The organism is Embleya sp. NBC_00888, from assembly GCF_045207655.1.
Classification (GTDB): Bacteria; Actinomycetota; Actinomycetes; order Streptomycetales; family Streptomycetaceae; genus Embleya.
The window spans coordinates 3,453,400-3,464,734 of record NZ_CP108785.1 but is presented as its reverse complement, the minus strand read 5'-3'; the positions used below and the strand labels follow the sequence as shown (position 1 = coordinate 3,464,734).

At 71.9% G+C, this 11,335-nt stretch carries 12 protein-coding genes; 2 read left to right on the top strand and 10 right to left on the bottom strand.

The window, feature by feature from the left end:
• Position 1 precedes the first annotated feature (1 nt).
• The 10 genes from OG948_RS49490 to OG948_RS49445 all read right to left on the bottom strand — a co-directional run bounded on the left by OG948_RS49490 (position 2) and on the right by OG948_RS49445 (position 8,476).
• Positions 2–391 carry a hydrogenase maturation nickel metallochaperone HypA gene (locus tag OG948_RS49490; protein ID WP_331771613.1) on the bottom strand — a complete coding sequence of 130 codons (390 nt, stop codon included), beginning with the start codon at positions 389–391 and terminating at the stop codon, positions 2–4.
• Positions 392–567: 176 nt separating this feature from the next.
• On the bottom strand, positions 568–666 hold the full coding sequence (locus OG948_RS49485) for a DUF6893 family small protein (RefSeq protein ID WP_406300689.1): 99 nt from the start codon (positions 664–666) through the stop codon (positions 568–570).
• Positions 651–1,280: a hydrogenase maturation protease gene (locus tag OG948_RS49480; protein WP_331771612.1), complete on the bottom strand. Its 630-nt coding sequence runs from the start codon at positions 1,278–1,280 to the stop codon at positions 651–653. The genes OG948_RS49485 and OG948_RS49480 overlap by 16 nt, the downstream gene beginning before the upstream one ends.
• Positions 1,277–2,689: a hypothetical protein gene (locus tag OG948_RS49475; protein WP_331771611.1), complete on the bottom strand. Its 1,413-nt coding sequence runs from the start codon at positions 2,687–2,689 to the stop codon at positions 1,277–1,279. Before OG948_RS49475 ends, OG948_RS49480 begins: the two co-directional genes overlap by 4 nt.
• Positions 2,686–3,402, bottom strand: coding sequence for a DUF6084 family protein (locus OG948_RS49470; RefSeq protein WP_331771610.1), 717 nt, complete (start codon positions 3,400–3,402; stop codon positions 2,686–2,688). Before OG948_RS49470 ends, OG948_RS49475 begins: the two co-directional genes overlap by 4 nt.
• Positions 3,399–4,049: a DUF5947 family protein gene (locus tag OG948_RS49465; protein ID WP_331771609.1), complete on the bottom strand. Its 651-nt coding sequence runs from the start codon at positions 4,047–4,049 to the stop codon at positions 3,399–3,401. The genes OG948_RS49470 and OG948_RS49465 overlap by 4 nt, the downstream gene beginning before the upstream one ends.
• Complete coding sequence (locus tag OG948_RS49460) at positions 4,046–4,579, bottom strand: hypothetical protein (RefSeq protein ID WP_331771608.1); 534 nt, start codon at positions 4,577–4,579, stop codon at positions 4,046–4,048. Before OG948_RS49460 ends, OG948_RS49465 begins: the two co-directional genes overlap by 4 nt.
• Positions 4,576–6,360 carry a nickel-dependent hydrogenase large subunit gene (locus tag OG948_RS49455; protein ID WP_331771607.1) on the bottom strand — a complete coding sequence of 595 codons (1,785 nt, stop codon included), beginning with the start codon at positions 6,358–6,360 and terminating at the stop codon, positions 4,576–4,578. The genes OG948_RS49460 and OG948_RS49455 overlap by 4 nt, the downstream gene beginning before the upstream one ends.
• Before the next feature lie 83 nt (positions 6,361–6,443).
• Complete coding sequence (locus tag OG948_RS49450; protein ID WP_331771606.1) at positions 6,444–7,529, bottom strand: hydrogenase expression protein HypE; 1,086 nt, start codon at positions 7,527–7,529, stop codon at positions 6,444–6,446.
• Positions 7,530–7,765: 236 nt separating this feature from the next.
• Complete coding sequence (locus OG948_RS49445; protein ID WP_331771605.1) at positions 7,766–8,476, bottom strand: TetR/AcrR family transcriptional regulator; 711 nt, start codon at positions 8,474–8,476, stop codon at positions 7,766–7,768.
• A gap of 183 nt (positions 8,477–8,659) precedes the next feature.
• Between OG948_RS49445 and OG948_RS49440 the strand changes: the two genes are divergently transcribed.
• Positions 8,660–10,096, top strand: coding sequence for an MFS transporter (locus OG948_RS49440; RefSeq protein WP_331771604.1), 1,437 nt, complete (start codon positions 8,660–8,662; stop codon positions 10,094–10,096).
• A gap of 47 nt (positions 10,097–10,143) precedes the next feature.
• A complete protein-coding gene (locus OG948_RS49435) occupies positions 10,144–11,277 on the top strand; it encodes a GDSL-type esterase/lipase family protein (protein WP_331771603.1) in 1,134 nt (377 codons plus the stop codon).
• Positions 11,278–11,335: the final 58 nt, after the last annotated feature.

Sequence of the window (11,335 nt, the reverse complement as noted above, 5' to 3'; positions counted from 1 at the left end):
TTCAACCCTCCTGAGTGGCCTCGGCGTATCCGACGTCCTCGACCGGATCGGCCCAGCACACGTCGACGATCTGCAACTCACGCCCGCACAACAGCTCGGCGGTCGCGCCCGCGCACGTGGGGCAGCACAGGTCCGGCGGCAGGCCCACCGCCCACTCGACGGCGCACCCCGCGCAGCGGGCCCGGCCCGGGATGCTCTCGACCACCAACTCCGCGTCGCGCAGCACCGTCTCGGCCCGCGCGACCTCGAAGGCGAAGGCCAGCGCGTCGGGAACCACCCCGGCGAGTTCGCCGACCCGCAGCCGGACGGTCAGCGCGGCGCGCTCCCCGCTGCGCGCCGCCGCCGCCTCGACCTGCTCGATGACGGCCAGCGCAATCGACATCTCGTGCATCGGCCCTCTCCCGGGTTCGACGTCCACCGCCGGCAGCCCGCCGACTCGACGAGCCCCACGCTCCATTACAGGCACCACCGGCGACGTGTCCCGGCACCCACGCCGTGTGCGACGGCGCGCGTACGCCATTCGCCCCAGCGCGCCGGGCTCCGCCTCGGGACCCGTCGCGAACCCGGCTACATGGCACGCATCCGCAGGTAGCGCCGGATGTCCGCCCGATTCGCGAGCGCGACAAGCCCGAACAGGGCCACTCCGCCGATCAGAATCCTTCGCATGCCGGCACCTCTCCAGGCTCGGGACCGCGCACCGCGTCCACGGCGGCGGGTCGGACATCGACCGCATTCGGCGCGTCGGTCGCGCCGGTCGGTGGTTTCAGGGGCGTCTGCCCGCGCAGCACCCGCAGGATCAGCGCGACCGCCTCGTCCACGGCGGCCGCGACCGGTGGACTGAGGCCCAGGCGCTCGTCCAGGTCGGCCGGTTCGCAGCCCACCACCAGCACCCGGCGCGGCGGTGTCCCGCCGGTACCCGCGCTCAGCGTGCCCAGCAGCGCGAGCACCGCGTCGGGCCCCATCCGGTGGCCGTCGAGCAGGGCCGCCCCGGGTTCGACCGAGCCCGGTACGGCGGCCTCGATCAGGTACACCGTGCCCGGTGCGCCGCCGCGCGCGGTGGCGTCCACCAGGATCAACGTCTCGTAGCCTTCCAGGAGTTGGTAGGCCAGATGCACGCCGCGTACGCCGAAGTCGACCACCTCGGCGCCGGCCGGCAGCGGGTGCCCGGCCAGCCTGGCGACGGTCTCCACCCCGAAGCCGTCGTCGCCGAGGAAGATGTTGCCGACCCCGGCGACGAGCACCCGCTCGACGCGGTCGGCCGGCGGGCCCTGGCCGGTCACGCGTCCTCCAGCAAGGTGAGTTCGTCCGGTTGGAAGTACAGGAACCGGCCCTGGGCCCGCCGGATGTCCGCGCCGGGGTCGCCGTCCACGGTCACCGCGAGATGCACCGCGCCGTCCACGTCGTGCAGCACCGCCTCGACCAACGCGTCCCGACCGTGCAGGAACAGGTCCTGGGCGTCGGTACGGCGCGGTCCCGGTCGCAGCCGCACCCGACTGCCGGCGCCGATCGAGCGCCCGTCCACCAGCACCCGATCCACGGCGGGATCGAACCCGGCGTCGCTCGCCGGATCCCACCAGGGCCGGTCGGTACCCGGCTCGCCCTGTTCACCCGGCGCGCCCGGTTCGATCAGGGTCGTCGGCCCGCTCGCTCCGGTGTTCTCGCGCAGCGCCCGCACCGTGCCGTGCAGCCGATCCCACACCTCCGGGGGCAGCGAGTCGACCAGGTCCACGGCGGCGCCCGCGCGGGCGTCGGTGCCGCGGGCCTCGCGCTTCTCCCGCTCGGTCAGTGCCGAGGTGCGCAGCGCGAGGATCTCGTCGATCTCGGTCGCGTCGTAGAGCGCGCCCGGGCTCTCCGGGGCCACCTGCGGGTGATCCTCCAGGATGATCGGCGAGGACAACACCACTTCGTCCCGCTCCCCCACCAGCACCGGCCAGGTCCGCAGATTGGTACACGACGCGGCAGCGCCCGTGGCCCATTCCGGCGGGTCGGTCATGGACAGGAAGGAGCCGGTGTCCAGACCGAGCAACACATGCGCCGACACCAGCGCGTACGGCAGCGCGGTCTCCCGGTCGGCGCCCGGATCCGGCGTCCACCCACTGGTGTTCGTCACCTCGACGGTCAGCTTGAGGGTGCGGTACGGGCCGGGAATCTCGGTGCTCCGCACCCGGATCTCCCCCTCGATCCGTGCCCGCCGGCGGACCAGCCGCCCACACACACGGCCGTCGAGATCGACCTCCTCGGTCTCCTCGTGCTCGGCCCGATCGAACGGCAGGACCAGCCCGGCTCCGGCCGACGCCGCGACGGGGAGCACCAGTTCGACCCGTTCCTCGACGCCCTCGTCCCACGGGACGAGCACCCGATCCGGCAACTCCAGCGCGTCCACCGCGGCGAACCCGCCGTCGGGGCCGACCTGTTGCACCGTGCGCCGCTGGGCGTGCAGGAAGCGCAGCTCGATCGAGAGGTTCGCATCCGCACGCGGTTCGATCAGACACTCCGTGCGCTGGTCGTGGTGCTCGCCGCTGCCCTGTCCCCAAGCGGGCGGCACCAGCACGCCGAACTGCCAGCGCATGCGGTTCTTGGCAGCCGAGGCCCGGTACGGGTAGAGCACGTAGCCCTCGAACAGCACGGCGTCGGCGATCTGTCGCGCGGCGGCGAACCGCTCCTGGATCGCGAGCCCGAACAGCGTCATCGCACTCTCTCCTCGGTGGGGCCGGTCCGGTCCGACCGGCCGGTGCGCTCACCCGGAACGCCGAGCACCCGATCGGCCGCGGTGCCCGGCTCCGCGGTCGCCAGCAGCGCCCGCATCGTGGCCTCCCAGGAGGGCAGCGCGTGCCGGGCCCGGTAGGCGAGCAGCGCGTCCATCGCCTCGCGCGGCAGTCGCAGCCAGCCGCAGCCGGGGAAGTGCTGCTCGACCATCTCCCGCCACACCGTGACCGGCATCCGGTAGGCGGCCTCCTTGTGCCAGGGCACCGGTTCCACCCGGAAGCCGCCCGGGCCGGTGAACGCGGTTCCGGAGAAGAGCATCAGCAGCGGCACCTCGCCGTCGCCCAGCGCGTGGAAGTAGCGGGACGAGGCGATGTCCATGTCGTAGGTGCACGGCACCACCAGGTCCACCTCGGTCTCCGCGGTGAAGCCCGGCACGGTCAACGCCACCTGGGCGAACTCGATCGGGTGGAGCGTGCCGCCCCAGCGGGAGCGCTCCCCGAACAGCACGCCCAGCCGGTCGCCTTCGGCCGTCCCGTAGCGGCGCCGGGCCGGCTCGATCCGCAATTGCACGCGCAACGCGAGCGCGTGCACCCGGGCCTGCTCGGCGGCGGTGATCCGCAGCCGGAAGACCAGGGTGGGCCCCGCCGCGTAGCCGTCCGCGCGCACGCCGACGCAGGAGAAGTCCAGCTCGGTCACGGCGCGTCGTCCCTTCCCGGCACCCGCGCACGCGAGCGCACGTCGGCGAGGAACGCGGCCAGGTCCTCGCGGGCCTCGGCACCGCCGTCGAAGCCCCGCCAGCGCAGTCGCATCCGACCGACCAGCTCGTAGCAGACGTCGATCGGGACCAGGAAGCACTCGCTCGCGTCGTCCGTGCGGCGCAGCAACAGCGCCTCGACGTCGGGACGCAGCAGTCCGGCGAGCCGGCTCTCACCAAGCACCGCCTGCCACTGCTCGGGGTCCAGATCGCTCTCGGTGGCGCCGGCCGGGCTCGGGTAGAGCGCGATCAACCGGTCGAGCGCGGCGTTGCGCAGGAAGAAGGCCAGGCCGACCGGGATCTGCAGGGCGTCCCAGGCGCCGTCGTCCAGGCTGTGCCCCGGATCGACGAGGTAGCGCTCGGGCACCGCCCGATAACGACCGCCGGCCGCGCCGCGCCGCTCGAACAACATCGCGCAGCCCCGGCACGCGCAGGCCAGGACCCGCGCGTCGGTGTCGACGAGATGACGGTGTCCGGCGCCGACCTCCTGGGCGCACAACTCGCAACGTTCCGGCTGCGGCCCGGTGGGGCGCCGGAATCGGCGCAGCCCACCCGCGGGCCGCACGGTCGTCGGGGGCGGCGCGCTCACCGTGCGGCCCGGGCCGGATCGGCCGGTCGGATGCCGATCTGGAGCAGCGCGGGTTCGGGCGGCGCGGCCGGGATCTCCTCGATCTCGATCCGCTCGATCTCGGGCGCGCAGCCGGCCAGGAGGCCTTCCACGCCCTCGCGCGGATCCTGGGCGCTCCCGCTCGCGCACCCGCACCCGCCGCTCGCGGCGGCGATCCGCAGCCGCACGGTCCGGCTGTGTTCGTCGTAGTCGGCGAGTTCGGCCCGGTGTTCGGGGTGCGCCGCGAGCCCGCGCGCGACTCGGGTGGGCACGTCGTCGGGGTGCAGGTCGTGCAGGACGAGCAGGGCGGTGACCAGTTCGTCGTCGAGGACGCCGCGCCGATCCGCGTCGGCGTCGCGCAACAGCGCGGCCAGCCGGGCCAGGCCGGCGCCGTAGAAGTCCATCAGGGCGCGGACCAGTTCCTCGGCCCCGGCGCGAACGCCCGGGTCGGCGCCGTCGTCCAGGCGGGTCAGGATCTCCTCGACCCGCAGTCCGGTCTGCTCGGCGTTCATCCGCTCAGCCCGCTCAGCCCGGTGGGTACGTGCAGCTTCTGCAGTGTCTTGCCGTCGCCGAGGTACATGTGCACGCCGCACGGCAGACAGGGGTCGAAGCTGCGCACGGCCCGCATGATGTCGATGCCCTTGAAGTTCTCCGGGGAGTTCTCCTCGAAGATCGGCGTGTTCTGCACCGCGTCCTCGTACGGCCCGGGGGTGCCCAGGGTGTCGCGGACACTGGCGTTCCACGGAGTGGGCGGATACGGGTGGTAGTTGGCGATCTTCCCGTCCCGGATCACCATGTGGTGCGAGAGCACCCCGCGCACGGCCTCGGTGAAGCCGACGCCGACCGCCTGGTCGGGCACCTCGAACTTCTCCCACGTCTTGGTCCGGCCCGAGCGCACCTCATCGAGCGCCTTCTCGGCGAAGTACACCGCCATGGCGGCCATGTACGCCTGGAAGTAGGTGCGCGCCCGGTTGCGCTCCAGGGCGTTGCTCCACTGTGGAATCTTCCACTCGAAGGTGGTCTCCGGCTTGGTCATCGACTTGGGCAGGTTGATCACCACGCTGTGCCCGGTGGCCTTGACGAAGCCGGTGTCGACCAGGCCGTTGAGCGCGGTGGACCACAGCCGGGCGAGCGGGCCGCCGCCGGTGTCCAGGGCCAGGTAGTCGGTGCCGTCGAACCAGCGCGGCGACATCACCCAGCTGTAGTTGCCCTCGAAGTCCCGCTTCTGCGGTGCGGGGATGGTGTGTTGGTTCCACGGGTGGCGCGGGTCGACCGGGTTGCCCAGCGGGTCGTGCGTGACGAACTGCTCCTGGCCTTCCCAGTCCTGGTAGTAGGAGCTGCCGAGCAGGATCCGGATGCCCAGGTTGATCTCGGTCAGGTCGTTGGTGATCAGCTTGCCGTCGACCACGACGCCGGGGCTGACGTACATCCGCCGGCCCCAGTCGGTCATGTTGCGGTAGGTGAAGTCGCAGTGGTCGGGGTCGTTGAGCGCGCCCCAGCAACCGAGCAACACCCGCCGCCGGCCGACCTCTTCGTACCCGGGCAGGGCGGTGTAGAAGAAGTCGAAGAGGTCGTCGTGCAGCGGCACCACGCGCTTCATGAACTCGACGTAGCGCATCAGTCGGGACAGGTAGTCGGTGAACAACTGGACCGAGGCGACGGTGCCCACCCCGCCCGGGTAGAGCGTGGAGGGGTGTACGTGCCGGCCCTCCATCAGGCAGAACATCTCCCGGGTGTAGCGGCTGACCGCCAGCGCCTCGCGGTAGAACTCGCCCTCGATCGGGTTGAGCGAGCGCATGATGTCGGCGATGGTGCGGTAGCCGTGTTCGGCGGCGTGCGGCGCCTCGGTGCGTTCGGCCAGATCCAGCACGCCGGGGTTGGTCTCGCGGACCATGCGCTCGCAGTAGTCCACCCCGACCAGGTTCTCCTGGAAGATGTTGTGGTCGAACATGTACTCGGCGGCCTCACCGAGGTTGATGATCCACTCGGCCAGGTGCGGCGGCTTCACGCCGTAGGCCATGTTCTGCGCGTACACCGAGCACGTGGCGTGGTTGTCGCCGCAGATGCCGCAGATCCGGCTGGTGATGAAGTGCGCGTCGCGCGGGTCCTTGCCACGCATGAACACGCTGTAGCCGCGGAAGACCGACGAGGTGCTGTAGCACTCGGCGACCCGTTTCTGCTTGAAGTCGATCTTGGTGTGGATGCCCAGACTGCCGACGATCCGGGTGATCGGATCCCAGGACATCTCGGTCAGGCCGCTGCCGTCGCCGGCCGTCTTGGTCGAGGGTGCCATCGTGTGTCGTGCCCTTCTGCGGTGGGGACGGCGGCACGCGTGAGGTCGGCCGCTGGGTCGGGAACTGCGCGAAGGCGATCCGCTCACCTGGGCGGGCGGTAGCCGGTGGTGAGCTCACGACCGGTGTGGCGCCACTTGGGTTCCTTGTCCACGGTCTTCGCGGTGATCGAGCGCAGCTTGCGGATCACCAGGCCGTACGCGCCACTGGCGACCGAGGAGACCTTGCCGCCGGGCGGTTCGTCCATGAACGGCATGAACTTGTCCGGGAAGCCGGGCATCGTGCACGCGATGCAGATGCCACCGACGTTCGGGCAACCGCCGACACCGTTGATCCAGCCGCGCTTGGGCACGTTGCACTTGACCACCGGGCCCCAACAGCCCAGCTTCACCAGGCACAGCGGCGAGCCGTACTCGTCGGCGAACTGGCCCTGTTCGTAGTAGCCGCCGCGGTCGCAGCCCTCGTGCACGGTGGCGCCGAACAGCCAGGTCGGACGCAGCTTGTCGTCCAGCGGGATCATCGGCGCGGACCCGGCGAGTTGGTAGAGCAGGTAGGTCAGCGTCTCGGCGAAGTTGTCCGGCTGGATCGGGCACCCGGGCACGCACACGATCGGCAGGCCCGCCTTGGACTTCCAGTCCCAGCCCAGGTAGTCGGGTACGCCCATCGCACCGGTGGGGTTGCCGGCCATCGCGTGGATGCCGCCGTACGTCGCACAGGTGCCGATCGCCACCACGCCGGTGGCCTTGGGCGCGAGCCGGTCCAACCATTCGCTGGTGGTGATCGGCTGGCCGGTGGCCGGGTCGTCGCCGAAGCCGCTCCAGTAGCCTTCGGCCTTGATCGACTCGTTCGGGATGGATCCCTCGACCACCAGCACGAACGGCTCGAGTTCGCCCCGTTCGGCCTTGAAGAACCATTCGATGAAGGTGTCCGCGCCCTGGACCGGTCCGCACTCGAAGTCGATCAGCGGCCAGTGCACGGCGATCGGCGGCAGTCCGGGCAGCGCGCCGGTGACGATCTCCTCGATCGACGGCTGCATCGCGGCGGTCAGCGCGACGGAGTCGCCGTCGCAGCTGAGACCGGCGTTGATCCAGAGGATATGGATCGGGGACGGTTCCTCGACCGGCGTGGCGGCGGTCGAGCTCTCGGCGGGGTTCCCGGATGTGGCGCGCATGAGGACGCCTCCTCGAAAGGTTATGAATCCGACATAACGGACTCCTGAACCTTCCTATCAGGCCGGCACGTGACGCGCCTCACATTCGGTCCGTTCGGGCGAGTCGCGTCGCGCCCACTCCGACGGTCGGGTGGGTCGGGCCGCGTGCGGTCCGCTCGGGCCGTTCGGGTGAGTCGTGCCACGTCGCCCCGCGGTGCCGGGCGGGACCTTGGTCGGCGACGTACGGCCGGCCCGCGTCAGGGCGCCTGCGACTCCGGCGCCGGGTCGGCGGAAGTGGCCGGGGCGGCGGAAGGGGCCCGGTCCGCCGTCGGGCGGTAGCGGGCCAGGAACATGTCCACGCCGCCGGTGATCAGCCGCTCGGTCAGATCCGCGTCGGGCACCGCGCCGGAGGAGCCGAAGGCGATGTGCGGCATCAGCACCAAGCCGGAGAGTTGGATCGCGGCCAACGGCACGTCGTCGATCGCGAGTTCGCCGCGCTCGACGAGTTCCTCCAGGGCCGTGCGAACCACCACGTGGAAGCGGTCCGGTCCCGACTCGCGCCAGGTGCGTCCCAGCTCGGGCAGGCGCGGCATCGAGCCCATCACCACGTTGTGCAGGGTGAGCACCTCCGGCGTGGCGTGGCCCGCCACCCACGCCTCACAGATGGCCACCAGGTCCGCCCGGACGTCGGTGGAGGATCCGAGCCGCTCCTCGATCAGGCGGGTCGACTCCGCCAGGGCGCGGTCCAGGATCTCGCCGACGATCGCCGTGAACAGGGCTTCCTTGTTGCCGAAGTGGTTGTAGACGGTCACCTTCGCGACGCCCGCCTCGGCGGCGATGGTGTCCATGCCCACCTGGTAACCCTCGCGCAGGAAGGCCTGAGTGGCCGCCTCCAGGATCGCCGCGCGCTTGCGCGCGGCCCGATCACCCGAGGGAATCCGCTTGGGGGTCTGCTCGGCTGCCCACACGTGGTGTCTCCGTTCGTCGCGCGCAGTCTAACGAGTGCGAACCGAACCGATCGGCTCATCGAAACCATACCGTTCAGTTCAACTGAACCGCACCGTTGAGTTCATCTGAACTGCACTGTATGGTTCAGCTCTCGAACGAGCCATTGCACTCGAACGAGCGACTCTCCGGAAAGGGGATCAGCCATGGAACACGTCCGGACGACCGTGCGGCCGGCCCGAACGGGGGCGGCCTTCACGCTGCTCGCCGCGGTGCAGGCAATCCTCAACACCTCGGTCACCATCACCTCGGCCGCCGGACCCGACATCGCCGCCGACCTCGACCTTGGCTCCTCCGGTCTGGTCTGGACCGGCGCCGCCTACACGCTGGCGTTCAGCGGCCTGCTGCTGCTCGGCGGCCGGATCGCCGACCTGCGCGGGCGGCGCGAGACCTTCCGGGCCGGCGTCGCGCTGTTCGCCGCCGCGTCGCTGGCCGGCGCCCTCGTGCCCGGCGGCGCGTGGATGATCACCGCCCGCCTGCTCCAGGGCGCGGGCGCCGCGCTCGCCGCGCCGGCCGCCATGGCCCTGGTCGGGGACGTGTTCGCGACCGACGCGACCCGCCGCCGGGCGATGGCCGCGTGGGGCGGGCTCTCCGGGGTGGGCGCGGCGCTGGGCATGCAACTCGGCGGCGCGACCGCCACCTGGGCGTCCTGGCGCTGGTCGTTCGTGGTGCTCGCGGTGATCGGCTTCGCCGTCGCCGCCCTCGCCGGCCGGTACCTGCCCACCGGCCCGGAGCGGGCCACCGGCCGGGTGGACGTGCTCGGCGCCGCCCTGGTCACCGGCGGTGTCGCGGTGCTCAGCCTGGGACTGGTCGCGGTGGGCACGCACGGTTGGCTCGACCCGGCGGTGCTGCTGCCACTGGCCGGCGGAGTCGTCCTGCTGGTGGCGTTCGGCGTGGCCGAGAACCAGGTCGCGGCGCCCTTGATGCCACTGCCCTTCCTCGCCTCCCGCCGCCGTGTGGCAGCGCTCGCCACCGGCATGCTCGCGCCGATCGCCGGCTCCACCGCCGCGTTCTTGATGTCGCTGTACTTCCAACGGGTGCTGGGGTGGTCCGCGTTGCGCTCGGCGATGGGCTTCGTCCCGTACACGCTGATGCTGGTCGTGGTCAGCGCCGGCAGCGTGCCGATCGTGGCCCGGCTGGGCGTGCGGTGGACGGCCGCGCTGGGTCTGGCCACGATGGCCGGCGCCTTCCTGCTGTTCTCCCGGATCAGCCCGGACGCGGCCTACCTCGGACTCCCGTTCGCGGCCATGCTCGCCCTGCCGATCGGCATCGGCCTGACCGCCGCGGCCGCCGTGGTCGCCGCCACCCGCGGGGTGCCGCCCGCCCAGGCCGCGCTCGCCGGCGGCGCGTTCAACACCACGATGCTGATGGGCCCCACCGTCGGCATCGCCCTGTTCAGCTCGCTCGCCGATGCGCACACCGGCGCCGGCCCCTCCCCCGAACAGGCCGCCACCGACGGCTACGCCTTCGCCTTCAAGGCCGCGGCGGTGCTGTTCGCCCTCGCCGCGCTCGCCTCGGTGAGTCTGCGGGCCCGCCGCACGGGCGGCAGCCGTACTCCCGACCCCCGGCCCGTCCGGGCCTGACCACCACCTTCACCCGACCACCCCACCCCCGAAGGAGTTACCCGATCATGACGACGACGACCTGGGTCGCGGGCTTCCGCTCCGCCGTACTCGACCCGAACGAGAGCTTCCTGATCCAGCCCTCGCGAGGCTTTCGCGACCAGACGGTGCGCCAGATCCTGCGCCTGGACGGCGGCGGCGGCGCGCTACGGGTGTTGCTCGCCAACGAATACGGCAAGGAACCGCTCGTCATCGGCGCCGCCCGGGTGGCCGTGGGCACCGGCGGGAGCACGATCGACCCCGACACGGACACCGTGCTGACCTTCGGCGGCTCGGCCGAGGTGACCATCCCGGCGGGCGGACAACTCCGCAGCGACCCGGTCGACCTGGCCGTCGCCGCCGGGAGCGACCTGGTGCTGAGCCTGTACCTGCCCGGGGACACCGGACCGGCCACCTACTCCGCCACGCCGTCGCAACTCGCTTACGTGGCACCGGGGAACGCGGTCTCGGCGAGCTTCGCGGACGCGGAGGAGGCGGCCAATCGCTACTTCGTCGCCGGCGTCGACGTCCTCGCGCCCGAGGGCACCGCGATCGCCGTGGCCTTCGGCGACTCGTGGTTCGAGGGCGGCGGCACCTCCGTCGGGAGCAACCGGCGCTTCCCCAACCTGCTGAACCGGCGACTGGACCGGGGCTGGGTGGTCAACCAGGGCCTCGGCGGCAATCGACTGCTGACCGACGGGGTCGGCCTGCGCGGCCTCGCCCGCTTCGACCGCGATGTGCTCACCGTGCCCGGAGTCACCCACGTGCTCTTCCACTTCGGCCTCAACGACGTGGGCCTGCCCGGCATGACCGGCGAACCCCCGGTCACCGCGGAGGACCTGATCGCGGGATTCACCACATTGGCCGCGCGGGCCCGGGCGGCGGGGCTGACCACGATCGGCGCGACCATGGGTCCTTACGCCGGCACCATCTACCCCGGTGTCGACAGCCTCGAGGGCCGGGAGGTCCGGCGCCGCGTCAACGACCGGATCCGCACCGGCGCGGGCTTCGACGCGGTCGTGGACGTCGCGGCGGCGGTCCGGGACCCCGACGCGCCTGACTTCATCCGCCCCGACCTCGACAGCGGCGACCACCTGCACCTCAACGACGCGGGAGCGCAAGCGATGGCCGACGCCGTGGACCTGTCGTACCTTCGCCTGTGACCGCAACGCCGCAGGCCGCTCCCCGGCCGGGCGCCCGATCTTCGCGCTCGCAGGCGTG